The sequence below is a fragment of the Paracoccus versutus genome (assembly GCF_000763885.1).
GTDB lineage: Bacteria > Pseudomonadota > Alphaproteobacteria > Rhodobacterales > Rhodobacteraceae > Paracoccus > Paracoccus versutus.
On the sequence record NZ_JRKO01000005.1, the window covers coordinates 17451 to 37694 of the forward strand.

18 protein-coding genes are annotated in these 20244 nt (G+C 68.5%); 6 read left to right on the forward strand and 12 right to left on the reverse strand.

Features of this window, described 5'->3' with window-relative positions:
* Positions 1–15 precede the first annotated feature (15 nt).
* A complete protein-coding gene (locus IT40_RS03075; RefSeq protein ID WP_147307329.1) occupies positions 16–1029 on the reverse strand; it encodes a hypothetical protein in 1014 nt (337 codons plus the stop codon).
* 343 nt (positions 1030–1372) lie between these two features.
* Here IT40_RS03075 and soxC point away from each other — a divergent pair, with 343 nt between their 5' ends.
* Positions 1373–2749: a sulfite dehydrogenase gene (gene soxC, locus IT40_RS03080; protein ID WP_243700285.1), complete on the forward strand. Its 1377-nt coding sequence runs from the start codon at positions 1373–1375 to the stop codon at positions 2747–2749.
* Complete coding sequence (locus tag IT40_RS03085; protein WP_166436140.1) at positions 2736–3407, forward strand: c-type cytochrome; 672 nt, start codon at positions 2736–2738, stop codon at positions 3405–3407. Before soxC ends, IT40_RS03085 begins: the two co-directional genes overlap by 14 nt.
* A 962-nt stretch (positions 3408–4369) precedes the next feature.
* Here the strand turns inward: IT40_RS03085 and IT40_RS03090 are convergent.
* Both IT40_RS03090 and IT40_RS03095 read right to left on the reverse strand, forming a co-directional pair.
* On the reverse strand, positions 4370–5482 hold the full coding sequence (locus IT40_RS03090; RefSeq protein WP_032491263.1) for a ParB/RepB/Spo0J family partition protein: 1113 nt from the start codon (positions 5480–5482) through the stop codon (positions 4370–4372).
* Positions 5475–6884 (reverse strand): AAA family ATPase, encoded by a 1410-nt coding sequence (locus tag IT40_RS03095; protein ID WP_036750470.1) that lies wholly within the window; start codon positions 6882–6884, stop codon positions 5475–5477. The genes IT40_RS03090 and IT40_RS03095 overlap by 8 nt, the downstream gene beginning before the upstream one ends.
* 516 nt (positions 6885–7400) lie before the next feature.
* Between IT40_RS03095 and IT40_RS03100 the strand changes: the two genes are divergently transcribed.
* On the forward strand, positions 7401–8585 hold the full coding sequence (locus IT40_RS03100) for a replication initiation protein (RefSeq protein ID WP_084196809.1): 1185 nt from the start codon (positions 7401–7403) through the stop codon (positions 8583–8585).
* 8 nt (positions 8586–8593) lie between these two features.
* On the opposite strand, the gene IT40_RS03105 is transcribed toward IT40_RS03100, so the two are convergent.
* Positions 8594–8953, reverse strand: coding sequence for an ArsR/SmtB family transcription factor (locus IT40_RS03105; protein ID WP_036750475.1), 360 nt, complete (start codon positions 8951–8953; stop codon positions 8594–8596).
* A 62-nt stretch (positions 8954–9015) separates the two neighbouring features.
* Here IT40_RS03105 and IT40_RS03110 point away from each other — a divergent pair, with 62 nt between their 5' ends.
* Positions 9016–9462 carry an SRPBCC family protein gene (locus IT40_RS03110; protein ID WP_036750478.1) on the forward strand — a complete coding sequence of 149 codons (447 nt, stop codon included), beginning with the start codon at positions 9016–9018 and terminating at the stop codon, positions 9460–9462.
* A gap of 34 nt (positions 9463–9496) precedes the next feature.
* Here IT40_RS03110 and IT40_RS03115 read toward each other — a convergent pair whose 3' ends face one another.
* The 8 genes from IT40_RS03115 to IT40_RS03150 form a co-directional block, all read right to left on the reverse strand.
* On the reverse strand, positions 9497–11353 hold the full coding sequence (locus tag IT40_RS03115; RefSeq protein WP_084196803.1) for a sigma-54-dependent Fis family transcriptional regulator: 1857 nt from the start codon (positions 11351–11353) through the stop codon (positions 9497–9499).
* Positions 11354–11431: 78 nt separating this feature from the next.
* The gene (locus IT40_RS03120; RefSeq protein ID WP_036750484.1) at positions 11432–12505 is read right to left on the reverse strand and encodes a 2,3-butanediol dehydrogenase; all 1074 of its coding nucleotides are present in this window, start codon (positions 12503–12505) and stop codon (positions 11432–11434) included.
* A gap of 9 nt (positions 12506–12514) precedes the next feature.
* Positions 12515–12844 (reverse strand): carboxymuconolactone decarboxylase family protein, encoded by a 330-nt coding sequence (locus IT40_RS03125; RefSeq protein WP_036750486.1) that lies wholly within the window; start codon positions 12842–12844, stop codon positions 12515–12517.
* Complete coding sequence (locus IT40_RS03130; RefSeq protein WP_036750488.1) at positions 12841–13629, reverse strand: SDR family NAD(P)-dependent oxidoreductase; 789 nt, start codon at positions 13627–13629, stop codon at positions 12841–12843. Before IT40_RS03130 ends, IT40_RS03125 begins: the two co-directional genes overlap by 4 nt.
* A gap of 51 nt (positions 13630–13680) precedes the next feature.
* On the reverse strand, positions 13681–14784 hold the full coding sequence (locus IT40_RS03135) for an acetoin dehydrogenase dihydrolipoyllysine-residue acetyltransferase subunit (RefSeq protein WP_036750491.1): 1104 nt from the start codon (positions 14782–14784) through the stop codon (positions 13681–13683).
* A gap of 1 nt (position 14785) precedes the next feature.
* Positions 14786–15793 carry an alpha-ketoacid dehydrogenase subunit beta gene (locus IT40_RS03140; RefSeq protein WP_036750494.1) on the reverse strand — a complete coding sequence of 336 codons (1008 nt, stop codon included), beginning with the start codon at positions 15791–15793 and terminating at the stop codon, positions 14786–14788.
* Between the two features lie 14 nt (positions 15794–15807).
* A complete protein-coding gene (locus tag IT40_RS03145; RefSeq protein WP_036750496.1) occupies positions 15808–16788 on the reverse strand; it encodes a thiamine pyrophosphate-dependent dehydrogenase E1 component subunit alpha in 981 nt (326 codons plus the stop codon).
* Positions 16789–16806: 18 nt separating this feature from the next.
* Positions 16807–17820, reverse strand: a complete 1014-nt coding sequence (locus IT40_RS03150) for an ATP-NAD kinase family protein (protein WP_036750499.1) — start codon at positions 17818–17820, stop codon at positions 16807–16809.
* Between the two features lie 135 nt (positions 17821–17955).
* Here IT40_RS03150 and IT40_RS03155 point away from each other — a divergent pair, with 135 nt between their 5' ends.
* Together IT40_RS03155 and IT40_RS03160 are read left to right on the forward strand one after the other, a co-directional pair.
* Positions 17956–19104 carry an RNA polymerase factor sigma-54 gene (locus IT40_RS03155; RefSeq protein WP_036750502.1) on the forward strand — a complete coding sequence of 383 codons (1149 nt, stop codon included), beginning with the start codon at positions 17956–17958 and terminating at the stop codon, positions 19102–19104.
* A gap of 212 nt (positions 19105–19316) precedes the next feature.
* Positions 19317–20210 carry a helix-turn-helix domain-containing protein gene (locus tag IT40_RS03160; protein ID WP_036750505.1) on the forward strand — a complete coding sequence of 298 codons (894 nt, stop codon included), beginning with the start codon at positions 19317–19319 and terminating at the stop codon, positions 20208–20210.
* Positions 20211–20244 lie beyond the last annotated feature (34 nt).

A 20244-nucleotide genomic window follows, 5' to 3' on the forward strand; every position in this document is an offset into this window, starting at 1 on the left:
TGGTTCGTAATCACCCTAACCCGATGCGAATTTCCTGCGCGCCTCTGCCAGGGCTTCCGCCGATCCCAATGTCACGATCTTCAGATCGAGCTTTTCAGCAAAGGCGTTCAAATCCTTCAAAGGCTTGATCGGTATGGGCATGGCGGTTCCCGGCAGGGCCGGACCATGGGCAAGATAGCCAAAACCGGGATCAAGCCCGGTTCCGGCCGGGGCGGGGGTGATGGCAAGCGCAGGCTCCGGCGGCGGCGGGCCGGACCCGTTTCCAGCAGGCGGCGGCGCCTGCGGCCGTCCCGGTTGCGAGAAATCGGACGAAATCCCGAACAGATCCGAGGTTTCATCCACCTCTCGCTGTGAAATCTGCTCGACCGCCCGGCCGGAACTGGTGAACGTGGCCGGCACCGAGCCGATGTCGTCGGTGCTTTTCAGCTCGCGAAGCGCCGCCAGGATGTCGGGCAGTTTCTCGGGCGCAAAATCCTCCAGGATCTTTCCCGGTGCATAGGTCGCCATCAGCGCGGCAAGCTCGCCAAAGCGCTGCGCGTCGCAGCGGGGCCGGTCGGAACTCCACCGGATACCCCCGGCCTCGAAATCCGTCAGCGGCGCTATTTTCAAGGTCAGGATCTTGCGCAAATCGGGACTGACGCGATCATTGAAACGAACCTTGTCCCTGGAAACCGGGACCAGCGCCCGATCGCTGTCGTTCCAGCGATCCAAAAGGACATTCCCGGCAACATCCAGCCTGGAAGGATCGAAATTATGCGCGATATTGACGATCCTGCTGGTGATTTCGGTGCCCTGGCCTTCATTGTCGGCCATTTCCAACCAAGCCATGAAACCACGCGGCCCCGAGGAATTGATCTGCAATTTGAACGGCTGGTCCCTGACCAGGAACAAAACAGCCTTTACCGTTCCAAGATTATGATCCAGAAGAAAGAAGCCTTGCGAGCCGTCTTGACCGCCGCCAAGGCTGATCGTCGCATTCTCGCTGGATACGGAATCAACAGAACGTCCCTGGATGTTGGTTGATGCCATCATCCCACTCCGCACGTAATGTTTAACCAATATCTTGCATGCATAACACGTTTTGGATTTCCCCCAAAGTCATAATCGTCCGGGCAGGTATATTATTAGGCCAGCCCGGATGACCTTTCCGATAATGCAAACCCCATCCCGCCGCATTCGTGGTTTTTGCAAATAACCCGGCACAGGGCCGAATTATCGGCGAAGCCCGGCACCCCTTTGCAATCACAAGGCGAGCCGCCGCCAAAGGACGCGTGGCGGGCGATTTGATGCTATCATCGGACCCGGCGCGACGAACAGGACGCGGCGCCACGGCATCAATCCAGCGAATGCGAAACCACAGGGAGGAAACGCAATGCCAGATCTGCCATTCTCATCCGAACGCTATGGCCCGGCCGAAAGGCGCATGGCCCAGGCGCTCGTGGCCCTGGAGAACCGCATCCTGCATCCCCGGCCGACCGAGGATTGCGCTTGCCGGCAGGGGATGTTTCCCGGCCTCAGCCGGCGCGGGATGCTGCTGGGCGGCGCGCTTCTGGGCGGCGCGCTGGTCGCCCGTCCCGCCCGCGCCGAAGCCCCGCCCGGCGCCATCGAATATCCGGTGCAGCCCGACCCGACCAGGGAACAGGGCCGGATGATCCTGGACGACGGCGGCTACGGCTCGCGGTCGCAATTCGAGAACGAGATCCGCTGGCGCTATCCGACCGCCAGCCTGGATTCCAGCTGGTCGATGACCCCGCTGGCCTCGGGCCAGGGGATCATCACCCCCTCGGGCCTGCATTTCGAACGCCACCACGGCGGCATCCCCAATATCGACCCCCAGCGCCACGCCTTGATCCTGCACGGCATGGTGGACAAGCCGCTGCGCCTGACCATGGACGACCTGAAGCGGATGCCCTCGGCCAGCCGGATCACGTTCATCGAATGTTCTGGCAACGGGCTGACGGAATGGGAAAAGCCCACGCTCAGGACCGTGCAGGGCACGCATGGGCTGACCTCGACCTCGGAATGGACCGGGGTGCGGCTTTCGACCGTGCTGGCCGAGGCGGGCGTGCAGGACGGCGCCGCCTGGATCCTGGCCGAGGGCGCGGATGCGGCGGTCATGACCCGCTCGATCCCCATCGACAAGGCGATGGACGACGCCATCCTGGCCTATGCGCAGAACGGCGAGGCGCTGCGCCCCGAGCAGGGCTATCCGCTGCGCCTGCTGCTGCCCGGCTACGAGGGCAACACCCAGATCAAGTGGCTGCGCCGGCTCGAGGTCGGCGACAAGCCCTTCATGACGCGCGAGGAGACGCTGAAATACACCGACCTGCTGCCCGACGGCACCGCCCGGCAGTTCACCCTGACCATGGATGCGAAATCGGTCATCACCTTTCCCTCGGGCGCGATGCAGCTGCCGCGTCCGGGCTTTTACGAGATCACCGGCCTGGCCTGGTCGGGCCGCGGCCGGATCGCCGAGGTCGAGGTCTCGGCCGACGGCGGCAAGACCTGGGCCAAGGCCGCCCTGCAGGAACCGGTGCTGGACAAGTGCCACACCCGCTTCCGCCTGCCCTGGGTCTGGGACGGGACCGAGACGGTGCTGCAAAGCCGCTGCACCGACGAGACCGGCTATCGCCAGCCGACCCTGGCCGAGCTGGTCCAGGCGCGGGGCACCAGGTCGGTCTATCACCTGAATGCGATCCAAAGCTGGCGCATTGCGCAGAATGGCGAGGTGTCCAATGTCCACGCCTAGGCAATCCCCGCTCGGCAGCGCCCTTGCGCTGGCCATGGCGCTGTTTCCGCTGGCCGGCCTGGCGCAGGACGCCGCCGCGCCCCGCAGCGTCGCGCCGCTTCCGGCCGAACTGCCCGACAGCGGCGAGCCCACGCCGCCCTCGCCCGTGGTCGCGGACGAGGCGGCCGGGACGCCGGGGCTCGATGCGGATTTCGGCATCGGCCGGCCCGCGACGGCGGAAGAGATCGCCGCGATCGACATCGATGCGACGCCCGACGGCCAGGGCCTTCCCGACGGCCGGGGCAGCTATGCCGAGGGCAAGGCGCTTTACGACGAGCGTTGCGTGGCCTGCCACGGCGAGAACCTGAAGGGCATCCCCGAGACCGGCGGGCCGGCGCTGATCGGCGGCCGCGACACGCTGGCCGGCGACAAGCCCCTCAAGACGGTCGAGAGCTACCTGGCCCATGCCAGCACGCTCTACGACTACATCCACCGGGCGATGCCGATGGATGCGCCGGGCTCGCTGACGCCGGACCAGGTCTATGCGATCAGCGCCTATATCCTGGGCCGCGCCGGGATCCTGGACGAAACGGCGGTGCTGGACCGCGAAACCCTGCCGCAGGTGCGCATGCCCAATGCCGAGGGTTTCACGGCCGACCCGCGGCCCGAGCGGCTCTGACGCGGCCATGGGCGCATCGCGATGCGCCCATGGCACCAGCCGGGCTCGCCACCGATGGGCCGCGTCGCGCAACCCCGCGGTTGCCGCGACGCGGCCCCGGCTTGTCCACGGCCCCGGCTTGTCCACGGCCCCGGCTTGTCCACGGCCCCGGCTTGTCCACGGCCCCGGCTTGTCCACGGCCCCGGCTTGTCCACGGCCCCGGCTTGTCCACGGCCCCGGCTTGTCCCGGCGGTCCAATGTCCGGGAAGGAAGCGCTGCCTTCCGGGTCACGCTGCCCGCAGCCATTCGCCGAACTACGCGCGGCAGGCACAGCGCCAAGGCCGGGGATTGCCGACCGTCCCGACGGTCCAATGTTCGGGCAGAAAGTGCAGCCTTCCGGTTACTCAACCCGCAGCCATTCATCGAACTCCACGCCGCGGGTAGGGCGATAGGCCGGGGATCGCCGGCTCGCCGGTTCCGCCCGGCCAGCTTCCGCAGGCCCATCCCGCATCGGCGCCGTCAAGACTTCTCCGGCCCCCGATCTGCCGCCCCACGCCCCCTGCCCTTTCCGCGGCCCAAAGGCACCCGCCATTGCGCGTTTCCGGGCCGTCTGGAGGCACTCAGGCAATCAGCGCGCGCCCATCTCGGCCACAATGAAATCAGCCAGTTATCAGAATGATCCGCATATGATCGAGATTTTGCGGATAACAGCAGAGGGGGCCATCCCACCCATTTCCCGCCAAGCGATGCCCCCTGCCCTGCTCCAGGGCACCTGCCGCGCCAAGCCGGATACCGCCTTGGACAGCCTGGAACTCGCCGGCCCATCCGCCCGCGACCGGGCCGCTAGGAGTCGAGCCACAGCCAGGACCGGCCTCCCCTTATTGCTACCTCTATCGGCAGGGTTTGGCAATAAGATCGGGCCGTCACCGCGCCCTGACGGTCCCGACATTTGGGCTCATCCTCGGGGTTTCGCTGCGAAACCGCTACCCGTCCAGCAGCGCCTGGATCTCGCGGACCAGGCGCTCCATCAGGTCGTCGTCCAGCTGGTCGCCCTCCAGCCTCAGGATATGCGCCTTGCCGTCCCTGCCCCAGCGGATTTCGACGCCGCCCTGGGTCCGCCGGGTCATGGCGTCGCTCCAGCCTTGCCGCGGGGCGTTGGAACGCGGGCGGCCGGCCCGGCCCAGCTCGCTGCGATTGCTCTCCAGCGATTGCAGCACCGGCTCGATCAGGGCCCATTCCTCGTCGGCGTCGCCTGGAATGCGCACGGACAGGGACTGCCGCAGCCGGGCTTCGGCACCGTTGCGCAAGGCAGTCGCCAGGCGCAGGCCGCGCCTTTCGGTCAGCGCCTCGGGAAAGCGCAGCATGTCGCCCAGTTCCTCGAAGATCAGCGCGAACGAGCGCACCTTGGATCGCTTGGCCTTGGACCCGGTGGCGAAGAGCTTGTTCACCGCATCCTCGGTATTGGCGAAGGCGCCCTGGTTCGCGGCGATCACGGCGATGCGGCCGCGTTCGAAATGGCTCAGCTCCTCGCGGACCTCGTTCTCCTCGACCATGGCGACGAAGGCCTCGTCGGTCTCGGTGCGGGGGCGGATCAGGGCGCGGATCGTGGCATGCTTCTCGGCCTGGGTCAGCTCGTGAAGCGCCCGCACCGCATGCAGCCGGCGATAGCCGGACAGCAGCCCGTAGCGCGGCCCCTGCCCTTCGGGCCTGTCGATCTCGAAGACCTCGATCGGCAGACGCAGCCCATGCGCGGCGATGGACAGCCGCAGCTCCTGCATGTCCTCTTCGCTCATCACCATGCGGTCGCGGATCATCGCGCCCTCGTCGATCTGCTCGATCGGCAGTTCGACGATCAGCAGCCCCCGCTCTTGCGCGTCATGCAGCCGCGCGGCATCGGCATCGGCCCTGGCGCGGGCGGCGCGGCCCTCCACGCTTTCGGCGCTGGACAGGGCGGCGCTGTCGGCGGCGACCTGGGCGATGGGGGGGGCGATGCCGCGGCCCAGGGCGGGACGCTCGAAGGTTTCGCTGCGAAACTGCGCCTCGATCCGATCCAGATCGGCGCTGCTGGGGGTTTCCAGCCTTCTGCGCTTAGCCATGCGCCTGCTCCTTCGCCTGTGCGGCCTCTTCGGCCTTCTGCATCTGAAGATCGCGCCACCAGGTGCCCAGGATCAACTCCTTCACCTCGGCCCAGGTGCGGTCGAATGTCTCGCGGCCGCGGACATAGGTCTCGCGGTTGAACTCGCGGTAATCGGCCTCGTAGATGCCGTTCACCTGTTCGCCGGCCTGGCCGACCATGGCGGTCAGCTCCTGGCGATAGGTGGTCATGAAATCGCCGAAATAGGCCTGGATGACGTTCGCGAGGTCGGTCTGCTGCGCCGCGTCGAAGCGGGTGATGATGGCCCGCACCGCGTCCCATTCGAAGCGCATCTCGGGCAGGCCGTCGCGGCGGCGGGCGGCGTTCTCGCCTTCCTCGACGCTGGCGAAGGTCGAATAGAGCATGTCGAAGAAGCGCCCGGTCGAATCGAATTCCAGGAACGAGGCGCCCAGCGGCACCAGCAGGATGTCGGCCGCCGCCAGCGCGTTGATGGTCAGGTAGCCAAGCGCCGGCGGGGTATCGAGGATGATGATGTCATAGCTGTCCAGGATGCCGTCGTTGGCCAGCGCATTGCCAAGCGCATCCCACAGCGGCCAGCCGCGCAGGCCCATGCGCCAGACCGGCACCTGGAACTCGGCCCAGTAGAGGTTCAGCTGGGCGCCGAGCAGGTCGATGTTGGGCCAATGCGTCTTCTGGATCAGGTCCGGGGCCGACAGGGTCAGCGCCTCGGTCAGGGTCTCGTCGAAGGGCAGGGGGCTTTGGCCCGCCGCCTCGCGCACCCGGTTCTCGTCCTGGAGCGCCAGGGCGTAGTCCTTGGCCAGCAGGGGGAAGGCGGTGGACCATTCGTCGGCCACCTTGCCGCCCATGATCGAGGTCATGCTGCCCTGGCTGTCCAGGTCGATCACCAGCACCTTGTAGCCGTCGAGCGCCGCCGACATGGCCAGATGCGCGGCAGTCGAGGTCTTGCCGACGCCGCCCTTGAAATTGGCCACGGCGATGGTCTTGGCCGGCAGGCCCTCGGGGCGCCAGGGGCGGTATTCCCGGCCGGCCGCGCCCTCGGTCGCGAAATGGTCGCGCAGGCGCAGCACGTCGTCGAGGCTGAACCATTTCGAATTGCCCTCGCCCTGGCCCTGCGGCAGGTCGGGGTTCTTGAGCAGCACGCGGCGGAAATGCGCCGGGGCCACCGGGATCAGATAGCGGCAGACCTCCCAGGTGGAAAAGCGGCGCAGGCGCTTGCGACCGTCGGGGGCATAGCCGCGCTCGGCCAGATCCTGGCGGCCCTTGGCGGCGAAGGCGGCGGCTTTCGCGAATCGGGCGGTGTCGATAGGCTCCGACAGACGCTCGGCCGCCCTGGCCGGGCTGATGTTGAAATAGGGGGGAAGGGGGTCTTTGCCTGAAGACATGCCGCTACCTCTGCGATGTGCTGCTTCGTTGGATGTTTTGGCGAAACTATTACACATCCTTCTGCGCAAGTGAATCGTTCTGCGAGGTTTCGCAGCGAAATTCCCCCAAAATCAGGAAAAGCAGCAGCGTAAAGTTTGGATTCCTTTCAGGTCTTTAAAATCTTTAGGGAAAAGAAACCGACCTTATTTCATAAGGATAGACCCGTTCCGGCACCCGTTTACAGGTTCATAGGCACCTGTTTGCGGGACGAAGGGTGTCCGATTCCGGGGGGTGGGGCACCGATTCGCGGGAATGGGGGTTTCCGCCTGCGGGATCGGCCCGAAGGTGCGGTTTTCGTCCCTTTTTCGCCCCGGAGCGTGACTCCTGCGCCCCGTAAACGGGTGCCTTTCCGGGCCGGGCGCGGCAAAGGCACCCATCTGCGGGATGGGATTTCCCGGATCATGGGAACCCGGATGGCGGTTGTCGCGAGGTACCTGATCGGGCATAATCGGCGCAACGACAAGAAGGGCAGGGCGATGGGGGATATTCCTCGCGACCAGCTTTCGGGCGCGCTGCGCCGGGGGGCGGTCAAGAAGCACGTGGCGGCGATCCATGTCTCGGGCAAGCTGACGCTGCTGCAGCGCAAGCTGTCGAACGTGCTGCTGCTCAATGCCTATGACACGCTGATCAGCCGCGCGCGCCACCAGATCGACGCGCGCACGCTGTGCCTGATGATCGGCTACAACAGCAACGACATGGACACGCTGAAGCAGTCGCTGCGCGGCCTGGCCGAGACGGTCGCCGAATGGGACATGCTGGACGAAAAGGGCCAGCAGGAATGGGGGGTCAGCAGCCTCTTGAGCTATGCCAAGCTGAAGGGCGGGATCTGCGAATACGCCTATTCCCCGGCCCTGGCGGAAAAGCTGCACGATCCCAAGGTCTTTGCGCTGATCAACCTGAACATCCAGCGCCGCTTCACCAGCGGGCACGCGCTGGCGCTTTACGAGAACTGCTATCGCTTCGTCAGGACCGGCTCGACCGGCTGGTGGCCCTTGGACCTGTTCCGGCGGCTGATGGGGGTCGAGGGCTCGGCCTATTACGAGACCTTCAAGCACCTGAACGCCAAGGTCATCAAGCCCGCCGTGGACGAGGTGAACCGCACCAGCAACATCCTGGTGACGCCCGAGACGCGCAAGCAGGGCAGGGTGGTGACGGAGATCCGCTTTCGCATCAAGGAAAACCCGCAGCTGGCGATCCTGGACATGGACGACGGCGAGGGGATGCGGCACGGCGCGGTCTATGCCCGGCTGCGCGGCCTGGGGGTCAGCGACCGGCTGGCGCGGCAATGGCTTTCGGCGCATGGCGAAGAGCAGGTGCTGGAAAAGCTGGATTATGTCGAGACGCGCAAGAACGTCAAAAGCAAGCTCGGCTACCTGACCGCGGCGCTGGAGGGGAATTTCGGCGCCGCGGCCGAGCGGGCAGGGGAGGCGGCCCCGAACCCGCGGGCCGAGCGGCTGCGCCGCATCCTGGACGCGGTCAAGGCCCGCACGCCCACCCAGCGCGATGCCGACAAGCGGCTGTTCCTGGCGCAGCTGTCCGATGCGCGCATGCGCGAGGATTTCGAAAAGCACGGCTGGATGTCGCCGCTGAACGCCATCCGCATCGCCGCCTTCTGGGAAGAGATGTCCCCCGGCCTGCTGGACGGGCTGGAAGAGGCCTGAGGGCGCGCCTAGTCCGGCAGCGCCTTGTCGCGATCCTGCGGCTGCCCGTCTTCCGCTGCCCGTTTCAGCCCGGCCAGCATGGCGGCGGCATGGGCGGCATAGGGGCCGATCCAGCGGTCCTGCAGCGCCTGGATCGGCAGCGCGTCGAGGTGGTTCCACCTTTCGCGGCCGCGGCGCTCGACCACGACCAGCCCGGCGGTTTCCAGCACCCGCAGGTGCTGCATGACCGTGCAGCGGTCCAGTTGCGGCAGCGCATCGCACAGCCCGCCGGTGGTCTGGGGGCCCGCCTTGAGCCGGTCGAGCAATTGCCGCCGCACCCGGTGCCCCAGCGCCTTGAACAGCGCGTCGTCCTGATCTTCAGTTGACATGTTATAATTTTATAACATTATGGGATGCGGGGCAAGGAGGGCAGAACAAGGAGGATCGTCGCATGGAACTGAAATTCACCGTCAGCGGCCGGATCGCCAAGCCGGTCGGCGAAGTGTTCGAGGCCGTGGTGAACCCCGGCAGCCTGTCGAAATTCTTCACCACCGGCGGCGCCAAAGGGCGGCTGGAGGCCGGGGCCGAGGTAAGCTGGGACTTCCACGATTTCCCCGGCGCCTTTCCGGTGCTGGTGCAGGAGGTGGTGCCCGACGAGCGCATCGTCCTGCAATGGGAGGCCGAGGGCGAGCCGCGCGTCTGGACCACCGTGACCATGACCTTTCACCCGCTGGAGGACGGGCGCACGCTGGTGCGGATCAGCGAATACGGCTGGCCCGAGACCGAGGCCGGGCTGAAGGGCTGCCTGGGCAATTGCGAGGGCTGGACCGGGATGCTTTGCGCGATGAAGGCCTGGCTGGAACACGGCATCACCCTGCGCGAAGGCTTCTACAAATAGGCCGGGTGGCGGGTCTTTCCGCCGCCACCACCGCCTAGCCTTGCCGGCGGTCCATCAGGCCGGCGCGGTGCAGCCTGCGGTAGAAGGTCGAGCGATCGACCCCGGCCAGCCGCGCCGCCGCCGACAGGTTGCCGCGGCATTGCCTGAGGCATTCCAGCAGCTCATGTTCCGATTGCCGGTCCGGCTGCCCCGCGGCGGCGGCGATATGGGCGGGCAGGTCGTCCGGCTGGACCGGGCGGCCTTCGCACAGGGCTGCGCAGAGTTCGCAGACGTTGATGATTTCCCGCACGTTGCCTGGCCAGTCATGGGCCAGCAGCCGCTGCCTGGCGGGGGGCGTGAAGCCGATCCTTTCCTCGGTCGCGGCGGCGATGCGGTCGATCAGCCATTCCAGGTCGGCGCGGGCGCGCACCGGGGGCACGTCCAGCACCAGCCCGTTCAGGCGATAGAAGAGATCCTGGCGGAAGCTGCCCTCGGCCACCTGCGCCGCCAGGTCGCGATGCGAGGCCGAGATGACGCGGATGTCTACCGGCTCGACGCGGGTTCCACCGACGGGCAGCACCTCGTGCTCGGCCAGCACGCGCAGCAGCCGGCCCTGCAGGGGCAGGGACATGTCGCCGATCTCGTCCAGGAAAAGCGTGCCGCCGTTCGCCTGGTGGATCAGGCCCTTCTTGCCGCGCGCATGGGCGCCGGTGAAGGCGTTCGGGACATAGCCGAACAGTTCGGATTCGATCAGCGCCTCGGGCAGGGCGGCGCAGTTGATGGCCACGAAGGGGCCGCGCCGGCGCGAGGACTGGTGCATCGCGCGGGCGATGAATTCCTTGCCGGTCCCGGTCTCGCCGCGCAGGATCACGCTGATCTTGCGGTCCACCACCTTGGCGGCGCGCTCGGCCAGGCGCTGCATGGCGGGGTCGCCGCCGTGAATGGCAAGCAGCGGCGCGGGCAGGGCGACCGCGCCGGCGGGGCTGCGCGGCGGCGCCGTGGGCGGCACGGCGCGGGCGAAGAGGATGCCGCCCGACTGCATCTCCAGCACGCCCTCGACCGGGGCCAGGGCCGCGGACAGCACCGGCAGATCCTCGAATTCATGGGCGAAGACCTCGCTGAAGGGGCGGCCGATCAGATCGCGGTTCACCAACTCATGCGCGTTATGGGTCATGCCGGTGATGCGGCCGTCCGCGCCGACCGCCACCGCCGCCATCGGGTCCACGTCCAGGAATTCGGGCGAGGGATGCAGCCGCAGGATCCAGTCCGAGCGGTGGTTGCAGACCAGGTTCGCCATCTCGATGCGGCGGGCGCAGGATTTCATCACCTCCAGCGTCAGCGCCTGGCTGATCTTGTCCTGCGGCGCGTGCAGGTGCGACAGGTCCAGCACGCCCATCAGGTTGCCCTGGGTGTCGTGGATCGGGACCGCCGTGCAGGACAGCGGCGTCAGCGTCACGTCGAAATGATCGCTGCGATGCACGGTGATGGCCCGGCCCGAGGCCAGGCAGGCGCCGACGCCGTTGGTGCCGACGTCGCGCTCGTGCCATTCCGAGCCGGTGATCAGCCCGGCATGGCGCAATTCGCGGTCCAGCTGCGCGTCGCCGATGGCGTCCACGGTCACGCCGCGCGCATTGGCCAGCAGCAGCACATAGCCCATCGAGTTGACCCGGCGATACAGATCCTCCATCCCGTGCCGGGCCGTGCGCAGCAGTTCCTCGGATTCCTGGCGGTGCTGGCGCAGCTCGCCCTGGGTGACGATGCGCGGTCCCAGGTGCCGGGTCGGGTCAAGCCGGTGTTCGTTCACGCAGCGCCGCCAGGACGCCAGAACATCCGCGTCGCGGCGCGAGGATTGCCCTTCGGCCGCGCGAAAGATTTCAAGGACATGCGTCCCCGTGTCCTGCATACCTCCCATCGGCTCCTCCCAAAGCCCGGCGCGACGATAGCACGGCTTGGCCGCGCCGGGTGGAAAACTTTGTCGAGGCGGCAGGACTCAGCGCGACAGGTCGATCAGGATCTTCAGCTGGGTGCCGGCGGGGTCCAGGAGCGCCTCGAACCCCTGGGCCACGGCCTGGTCCAGCGCGATGCGCCGGGTCACAACCCGCTTGGCCGGGATGGCGCCCGAGGCGATCAGCTCGATGGTGCGCGGCCAGCCATGGGTCGGATAGCACCACGAGCCGCGGATCTCGGCATCCTTGAAGGTCAGCTGGAAGAAATCCACGCTGCCCTTGCCGGGATGCAGCCCGGTCTGCACGATCACCCCCTGCTTGCGCACCGCGTCGAGGCAGGATTGCAGCGCGCGGTCGTTGCCGACGCATTCCAGCGCCACGTCGCAGCCGATGCCGTCCTGTGTGCCGGCGCGCACCCGCTCGCCCACATCCTCGCGCGCCGGGTTGATGGCGACGACGCCGGGCACCACCTCGGCGGCGAGCGCCAGCCGCGTGTCGTTCACGTCCGACACGAACAGCCGCGTCGCGCCGAAGGCCCGCGCGGTCAGCAGCGCCAGGATGCCGATGGGGCCGGCGCCCGTGACCAGCACCGAGTTCCCCGCCGTGATCCGGCCGCGGTCGCAGGCATAGACGCAGACGGCGGTCGGCTCGACCAGCGCGGCCTCTTCGTCGGTCATGCCGTCGGGGATCTTCTCGACATTGTAGTCGTTGAGCAGCGCCATCTCGGCCATGCCGCCCGAGACCCAGGACAGCCCGACCAGCGCCAGGCTGCCCGAAAGGTTGTGCCAGCCGCGGTCGGCGAAATATTCGCCGCCGCGCGGCATGATCAGCGGCTGCACCGCCACCCGGTCGCCGGGCGCGACCTTGGTCACGCCCTCGCCCACCGCCACGACCTCGCCGCCGAACTCGTGGCCCAGCACCTGCGGGCCATGGGCGCCGGAATAGGGATGCGGCTCGGTCGGGATGAAGATCGGGCCCGAGGCATATTCATGCAGGTCGGTGCCGCAGATGCCGACATAGCGGTTTCGGATCAGCACCTGGCCGGGACCGGGCCGGGGCGGTTCGGGAATATCCTCGATCCGCAGATCCTTGGCGGCGTGGAAACGCAATGCTTTCATGGGGATGCCTCACAATTCGTCATAGGCGGCCAGCGCCTTGGCGGCATAGACCGTGCCCGGCCCGCCGGACATCTCGATGGCGATGGCCAGAACCTCGACGAACTCGTCGCGGCTGGCGCCATGGGACTTGGCCTCGGCGGTGTGGAAGATGATGCAATCCTCGCAGCCGCGCCCGACGGCGACGGCAAGGGCGATCATCTCCTTCATCGCCGGGCCGAGCTTGCCCTCGCGGTTCGCGGCGGCCATCAGGCCGCGGAATGCGGACATGGTCTTGCCGTCGGCCTTGTAGAGCGCGGCGGCGCGGGCGTTCATCTCGGCCAGTTTCTGTTTCGCGCTCATAGCAGCACCATGCCGCCGTCGACGACCAGGCTTTGCCCGGTCATGTAGTCCGACCCGGCCGAGGCGAGGAAGATCGAGACGCCCGCCAGATCCTCGGGGCGCGAGGGGCGGCCCAGCAGGATGTCGGCGGAAAAGCCCTCGAATGCCTCGTTGTCGCGGCTGGTCAGCCCCTCGTCCTTGAAGCCCTTGTCGATCAGCTTCCACATGTCGGTGGCGACCACGCCGGGGCAGATGGCGTTGACGCAGATGCCGTGCTTGCCGAAGGCGCGGGCGGCGGCCTGGGTCAGCGCCACCACGGCGAACTTGCTGGCCGAGTAATGCGCCAGCGGCTCGTAGCCCTGCTTGCCGGCGATCGAGGTGGTGTTGACGATCTTGCCGCCGCCGCCCTGGGCGATGAACTGCTGTGCCGCCTCCTGGATGCCGATCAGCACGCCCATGGCGTTCACGTCCATGACGCGGTGCCAGTCCGCTTCGGTGATGTCGTTGAACGGCTTGACCTGCGCGATGCCGGCATTGTTGAACATGGCGTCCAGCCGGCCATGTTCGGCGACGGTGCGGGCGATCAGCTCGCGCGTGCTGGCGCGGTCGGTCACATCGACGGCAAGGCCGATGGCCTGCCCGCCCGCGGCGCGGATCTCGGCGGCGGTGGCCTGGGCGGTATCGGCGGCGATGTCGGCGATCACCACGCGGGCGCCGGCCTGCGCCAGCCCCTCGGCGATCGAGCGGCCGATGCCGCGCCCCGAGCCGGTGACGATGATGCTGCGGCCCTCGACGGAATTGCTCATGTCTTTCCTCCCATTGCAAAGGGCCGCCCCGGATGCGGGGCGGCCGCCGGTTCAGGCGATGAAGTCGCGGATCAGGCGGTTCACCTCGGCCGATTGCTCCATCTGCACCATGTGGCCCGCATCGGGGATCACGCTGACCTGGGCGCCGGGCAGCGCGGCGGCATGGGCGGCAGGGATGACGGCATCGGCCTCGCCCCAGATCACCTGCGCGGCCACGCCCGAGGCGGCCAGCGCCCCGGCGACCTGCTCGGCCTGGCGGCCCTGGCGGAACAGGTTCCCCGACAGCTCGGCCAGGAAGTCCGGCACGCCGTCCAGGCGCTTGTATTTCAGCAGGTCCTCGACCATGGCGCGGCTGACCAGGGACTGGTCGTTGAACAGATGCGCCAGCACCGGCTTGAGATCGCGCCGCCCGGTCGCCTGGACGAAGCCGTCGATGTAACCGGCGTTGATCTCGGCGCCCAGGCCGGCCGGACAGATCAGCGTGACCGAGGCCGCGCGGTCGGGATGCCGGGCCGCCAGCGTGCCGGCGACCAGCCCGCCCATGGAATGGCCGGCCAGATGCGCCCGGCCGATGCCCAGGTGGTCCATGAAGGCGACGACGGTCGACACCATCAGGTCGAGCCCCGCCGGCCGCGCCGATTTCACCGACTGGCCATGGCCGGGCAGGTCCAGGGCATAGACGGGCGCGGTTTCCGCCAGCGCGTCGATGTTGAAGAGCCAGTTGTCCAGGTCGCCGCCGAAGCCGTGGATCAGGATCAGGGGCACGCCCTCGCCCGGCCGCTCGGCATAGCGGATGCGTCCCATGGGCAGGTCGGCGAACTGGTAGCCGGGGCCTTCCTCGCCCTCGTCGCCGCCGGCCGAGGGGGTCTGGTAGGCGGCGACATAGGCGTCGATCTGATCCTCGGGGACCGAGGGCGGCGCCATCACCGCCAGCAGCGCGCGCACCGGATAGGTCTCGCCCTCGACGCCGACGCGGCGGCGCAGGAGACCGCCGTCGGCGGCCTCGACCACATTGGCGATCTTGTCGGTCTCGACATCCATGATCTCGTCGCCGGGGCTGATCTCGGCGCCCTCGGCCACATGCCAGGCGGCCAGCTTGCCCTCTTTCATCGACAGGCCCCATTTGGGCATCAGGATCGGGGTGATATCCGCCATGTCAGTTCTCCATCGTCTTGCGGACGGCCGCGGCGATGCGCTCGGCCGAGGGCACGTAGCTGTCCTCGAGCGAGGGCGAGAAGGGCACCGGCGCATGCGGCGGCGTCACCATCTGCACGGCGGCCTTGAGCGCGTCGAAGGCGTCCTGCGCCACGGTGGCGGCGATGTCGGCGGCGATCGAGCAGCGCGGGTTCGCCTCGTCCACGCAGACCAGACGGCCGGTCGCCTCGACGCTTTCCAGCACCGTGTCCATGTCGATGGGCGACAGCGTGCGCAGGTCGATCACCTCGACCTCCACGCCGTCCTTCTTCAGCAGCTCGGCGGCGTCCAGCGAGCGGCCGACCATCTGGCCATAGGTGACGATGGTGGCGTCGCCGCCCTCGCGGACGATGTTCGCCTCGCCGAAGGGGATGGCGTAGGGTTCCTCGGGCACATCCGCCGTGCTGGCGTAGAGGTTCTTGTGTTCGAGGAAGATCACCGGGTCGTTGTCCCGGATCGCCTGGATCAGCAGCCCCTTGCAGTCATAGGCGTTCGAGGGGCAGACGACCTTGAGGCCGGGGATATGCGTGAACAGCGGCGTCAGCATCTGGCTGTGCTGGGCGGCGGCGCGGAAACCGGCGCCGCACATGGCCCGGATCACCACCGGCGTTTCCGCCTTGCCGCCGAACATGTAGCGGAACTTCGCCGCCTGGTTGAAGACCTGGTCCAGGCAGACGCCGATGAAATCGACGAACATCAGTTCCGCCACCGGCCGCAGCCCCGCCGTCGCCGCGCCGATGGCGGCGCCGACATAGGCGCTTTCCGACAGCGGCGTGTCGATCATCTGGTTCGGGTGCTTGGCGTAAAGCCCCTTGGAGATGCCCAGGACGCCGCCCCAGGCGTCGTCCTCGCCCTGCGCGCCGGCGCCGCCGACAATGTCCTCGCCCATCATGATCACGGTGGGGTCGCGGGTCATCTCCTGATCCAGCGCCTCGTTCACCGCGTCCTTCATGCTGATGATGCGTGCCATGTTCCGTCCCTCCCTCAATAGCTCACATAGACGTCGGCGGTCAGTTTCGCGGCCTCGGGCAGCGGGGCGGCGATGGCCTCGGCCACGGCCTCGTCGATCAGCGCCGCCACCTCGGCGTCGATGGCGTCCAGCTCGGCGTCCGAGATTACCCCGGCTTCCGTCACCTTCTGGCGAAACAGCGTCAGGCAGTCGTTGTGGGCGCGGTTGTATTCGTTCTCGCCCGGCGCCTTGTAGGTCTGGGCGTCGCCTTCGAAATGGCCGAAGAAGCGCACGTTCTTGCATTCCAGCAGCGTCGGGCCGGCGCCTTCGCGGGCGCGGCGGATGACCTCGCCCGCGGCTTCGTGGACGGCGAAGAAGTCGAGGCCGTCGACGGTGATCCCCGGCATGCCGAAGCCCGTCGCCCGGTCGACGTAGCTGTCCGAGGCGGTGGCGTAATCGACCGAGGTCGATTCGGCATAGCCGTTGTTTTCCACCACGAAGATCACCGGCAGGTTCCAGATCGCGGCCAGGTTCATGCTTTCCAGCACCGTGCCCTGGTTCGAGGCGCCGTCGCCGAAGAAGGTGATGCCGACGCCGTCATGGCCCAGCTTCTGCGCCGCCAGCGCCGCGCCGCAGACCAGGGGCGCGCCGGCGCCCAGGATGCCGTTCGCGCCCATCATCCCCAGCGACAGATCGGCGATATGCATCGAGCCGCCCTTGCCGGCGCAGCAGCCGGTGGCCTTGCCATAGATCTCGGCCATCATCGCCTTGACGTCGACGCCCTTGGCGATGCAATGGCCGTGGCCGCGATGGGTCGAGGCGATGCGGTCGCGGTCGTGCAGATGCATCATGATGCCCACCGCCGTCGCCTCTTCGCCGGCATAGAGGTGGACGAAACCGGGGATCTCGCCGCGGGCGAAATCGACATGCAGCCGCTCTTCGAAATCGCGGATGGTGCGCATCTTGCGATAGGCGTCGAGCAGCCGTTCCTTGGGCAGCGGAAACGGATTGGACATGAACTCCTCCCTTATGGTTCAGTCTGGGTTGCGGATGAACAGCCCGGCCGCGGCCGCATGGGCCATGCAGGCGGGCACGTCGATGGTGCGGAAGGCGTCGGGCACCAGCCGCACCGAGACCTGGTCGCTTTCGGTGAAGGTCAGCTCGCGTTCGCCGTCGAAGGCCAGCGAACCGGCGGGGATCGAGGGGGCATGCGCCTGGCCCGGCGCCATGCGCGCGACCCCCGCGATGCCCAGCCGGTCGATCAGGCCGGGCGCGATGGGGGCAAGCAGCTGGCGCGGCGCGTCGGGCGACAGGCGGATATGGCGGCCCTCGGGTGCGGCGCGGTCCACCGGGTCGCAGAGCCCGGCGATGGCGGACATGCCGATGGCCTGCGGCAGGCCGAAGGTCACGAAGAGGTCGCGAAAGCCCGCGGTCTTCCAGATGGCGCGGGCGCCGACGAAACGGTCCTCGACCACGGCGACGTCCACCAGCGCGATCTCGCGCCGGTGGTTCAGCGTGACCTCCAGCCATTTGTTCGGGCGCAGCGCCACGTCCGGGGGCACCTGTCCGGTCGCGGCCAGCCCGACGGCCAGGCCGGTGATCGTCGGCTCGCGCAGTTCCGGGAAGGCGTTGTTGGTCCCGGTCGAGACGCCGGCCACCGGCACCTTGCCGCAGGCGCCCACGACGACGCGGTTGGTGCCGTCGCCGCCCAGCACCACGATGGCCGCGACGCCTTCGGCCGCCATCATCCGGGCGGCGCGGGCGCTGTCCTCGGGCGTGGCGGTGACGGGCATGTCCAGGTAGCGCAGCTGCGGGAAATTGGCGTGGCCCAGCCGCGCCTCGCGCCGGATGCTGCGTTCCAGGTGAAAGCGGATGCCGCCGTTTTCCGGCATCACCACCACCTCCTGCACCCCGGACGCCGCCAGCCCCGCCATCATGCGCAGCACGATATTGGCGCGGTCGTTGATGGGCAGGTTGCCCGCGTGCGAAATCACCCTGCGAATGTCGCGGGCCGAAATCGGATTGGCGATGATGCCGACCTTGACCATGTCCCTTCCTCCCGACCATCATGCAAGCAACGGCGGTGCCAGGTTCGGGAACGGGAATTGCCGGGGTTTTGGGGGCGCAGGTGTCGCAGGGGCTGCAACACCTGTCGCAGGACGCAAGCAGGGGGGCGGGGGGCCGTGCAACGGCAGGAGCAGCGCCAGATCAGGGGCCTGTCGCTGAGCCAGCAGATGCGGCTGTCGCTGGAGGTGCTGCGCATGGACGGCGCCAGGCTGCGCCGGCGCCTGCGCCATGAGGCGGCGGCCAACCCCTTCCTTGCCCTTTCGGCGGCGGCCGAGCCTGCGGCGGTCGTCTCGGTGCGGCAGGCGCTGCTGGATCAGGTCGGGCTGATGCGCCTGCGCCCGGACGAGGCGCGCATCGCCCGCGCCCTGGTGCATTGCCTTGACGAGCGCGGCTGGATCGCCGACCCCCTGCCCGAGGTCGCGGGCTGGCTGTGCTGCAGCGCCGAGGCGATCGAGGCGCTGTTGCCGCGGCTGCAGGGGCTCGACCCGCCCGGCGTCTTTGCCCGCTCGCTTGCCGAGCATCTGCGGCTGGGGCTTGAGGCCCGCGGCCGCTTCGACCCGATGATCGCGAGGCTGCTGGACCGGCTGGACCTGGCGGCGGCTGCGGATCTTGCCGCCATCGCCGCGCATTGCGGCTGCGACCTGGAGGACGCGGCGGGGATGCTGGAGGATCTGCGCCGGCTGGCCCCCTGTCCGCTGTCCGACGACCCGGCGCCGGCGCCGCCCGAGCTGGAGCTGACGCCCGCGGGCGCGCTGCGCTGGATCGCGCCGACCGGGCTGGCGCTGCGCGATGGGGCGGGGGACGGCGCGGGTGATGGGGCGGATCGCGGCGCCGCGCAGGCGCTGGTCGCGGCGGTCGAGGGCCGGGCGGGCACGCTGTGGCGCATCGGCCTGGTCCTGGCCGAGGTGCAGGGGCCATGGCTGCTGGGCCGGGGGCGGCTGCGGCCGCTGACGATGACCGCGCTTGCCGAAAGGCTGGGGCTGGACAAAAGCACCGTCAGCCGCGCGGTTGCCGGGGTGGCGATCCGGGCGCCGCGCGGGACCGTGCCCTTGCGCGATCTGCTGCCCGCGCCGGTCAGCCCGCGCCTGCCGGGCGTGGACCGCGAAAGCGTCCTGCGCCTCCTGGCGGCGCTGATCGAGAACTGGCCCAGGGCCGAGCCGCTTTCGGATGCAAGGCTGGCCGCGGCGCTGGCGCGGCGCGGCATGCCGCTGGCGCGCCGCACCGTCGGCAAATACCGCGCCATCCTGGGCAAGCCGCGTCCCTAGCGGGCGGCCGCGTTTCCCGGCGGCGGCATCGTGCCGATGCCGCAAGGCCCTGTCCGGGCGATGGAAATCCGCCGGATCGGGGCAGGCCCGCCCGTGCCGCAGCGTTGGCCCGGCAAGGCGCCTTGCAATTCAGACTTTTTCAATCAACAATTCACCGCGCCGGACCCGTGGCCGCGCCCGCAATTTCCAGCAACGCACCCAGGCAGGAGAAGATGTCGCCCCACAGAGAGTTTCGCCCCCGGATGGAGACCCGCATCCACGGGCTGCGAACCCTGGCGCCGCTGTCCTTCCGCCGCTTTTGCGGCGCGATCGCGGATGTCTGGTCGGTCCGGGGCGAGGCGGGCGGCGGCGGGTTCTACATCGCGCCGGACCCGCGCATCGTGATCTTCCTGGGCGAGGCGCCGCCGCCGCTGGCGCTGCGCACCGGCGCGGACCAGGCCGAGCATCGCGGCATCCAGGCGCTGTATGTCCCGGCCGGCGTCCCGCTGTGGAGCCGCATCGAGGCCGGGCATGAAAAGATGCATCTGGACTTCCACCTGGAAGGCGGCGCCTTGCAGCAGCGGCTGGCGGCCTCGAACATCCGGCCGGACCTGTCGATGCCGCGGCTGATCGGGCAGGGCGACAGCCTGACCCATCTGGGCCAGCTGGCCGCCGACGAGGTCCGCGCCCCGCGCCGGGGCGACATGCTGATCGACGCGCTGCTTTCGGCCACGCTGGGCGAGATCTTCGCCACCGATGCCGAGGCCCGGCCATCCGCCCCGGCCAGCGGCGGGCTTTCCGCGCGCCGGCTGGCCGCCCTGGAACGCCACCTGCACCAGAACCTGAACCGGCATGTCACCGTGGCCGAGATGGCCAGGATCGCCGGGCTTTCGGAAAGCCGGTTCTTCCACGCCTTCAAGCAATCGTGCAACGAGACGCCGCAACGCTGGCAGGCCGGCCTGCGGCTGAAGGCGGCCTGCGACATGATGCGCGACCCGGCCCTGTCGCTGGCCGACATCGCCTATGCGACCGGGTTCGCCGACCAGGCGCATCTGTCGCGCGCCTTCCGCGCCGTCCACGGCATGCCGCCTTCGGTCTGGCGCCGGGCCGGATTGCAGGATTCCTGAACAAATCGCAGCGGTCTCGTTCAAGACAGCCGGG

Excerpts from the sequence above, each read along its gene's own strand:
- IT40_RS03075 (WP_147307329.1), bottom strand. The coding sequence starts at position 1,029 with ATGGCATCAACCAACATCCAGGGACGTTCTGTTGATTCCGTATCCAGC.
- soxC (WP_243700285.1), top strand. The coding sequence starts at position 1,373 with ATGCCAGATCTGCCATTCTCATCCGAACGCTATGGCCCGGCCGAAAGG.
- IT40_RS03085 (WP_166436140.1), top strand. The coding sequence starts at position 2,736 with ATGTCCACGCCTAGGCAATCCCCGCTCGGCAGCGCCCTTGCGCTGGCC.
- IT40_RS03090 (WP_032491263.1), bottom strand. The coding sequence starts at position 5,482 with ATGGCTAAGCGCAGAAGGCTGGAAACCCCCAGCAGCGCCGATCTGGAT.
- IT40_RS03095 (WP_036750470.1), bottom strand. The coding sequence starts at position 6,884 with ATGTCTTCAGGCAAAGACCCCCTTCCCCCCTATTTCAACATCAGCCCG.
- IT40_RS03100 (WP_084196809.1), top strand. The coding sequence starts at position 7,401 with ATGGGGGATATTCCTCGCGACCAGCTTTCGGGCGCGCTGCGCCGGGGG.
- IT40_RS03105 (WP_036750475.1), bottom strand. The coding sequence starts at position 8,953 with ATGTCAACTGAAGATCAGGACGACGCGCTGTTCAAGGCGCTGGGGCAC.
- IT40_RS03110 (WP_036750478.1), top strand. The coding sequence starts at position 9,016 with ATGGAACTGAAATTCACCGTCAGCGGCCGGATCGCCAAGCCGGTCGGC.
- IT40_RS03115 (WP_084196803.1), bottom strand. The coding sequence starts at position 11,353 with ATGGGAGGTATGCAGGACACGGGGACGCATGTCCTTGAAATCTTTCGC.
- IT40_RS03120 (WP_036750484.1), bottom strand. The coding sequence starts at position 12,505 with ATGAAAGCATTGCGTTTCCACGCCGCCAAGGATCTGCGGATCGAGGAT.
- IT40_RS03125 (WP_036750486.1), bottom strand. The coding sequence starts at position 12,844 with ATGAGCGCGAAACAGAAACTGGCCGAGATGAACGCCCGCGCCGCCGCG.
- IT40_RS03130 (WP_036750488.1), bottom strand. The coding sequence starts at position 13,629 with ATGAGCAATTCCGTCGAGGGCCGCAGCATCATCGTCACCGGCTCGGGG.
- IT40_RS03135 (WP_036750491.1), bottom strand. The coding sequence starts at position 14,784 with ATGGCGGATATCACCCCGATCCTGATGCCCAAATGGGGCCTGTCGATG.
- IT40_RS03140 (WP_036750494.1), bottom strand. The coding sequence starts at position 15,793 with ATGGCACGCATCATCAGCATGAAGGACGCGGTGAACGAGGCGCTGGAT.
- IT40_RS03145 (WP_036750496.1), bottom strand. The coding sequence starts at position 16,788 with ATGTCCAATCCGTTTCCGCTGCCCAAGGAACGGCTGCTCGACGCCTAT.
- IT40_RS03150 (WP_036750499.1), bottom strand. The coding sequence starts at position 17,820 with ATGGTCAAGGTCGGCATCATCGCCAATCCGATTTCGGCCCGCGACATT.
- IT40_RS03160 (WP_036750505.1), top strand. The coding sequence starts at position 19,317 with ATGTCGCCCCACAGAGAGTTTCGCCCCCGGATGGAGACCCGCATCCAC.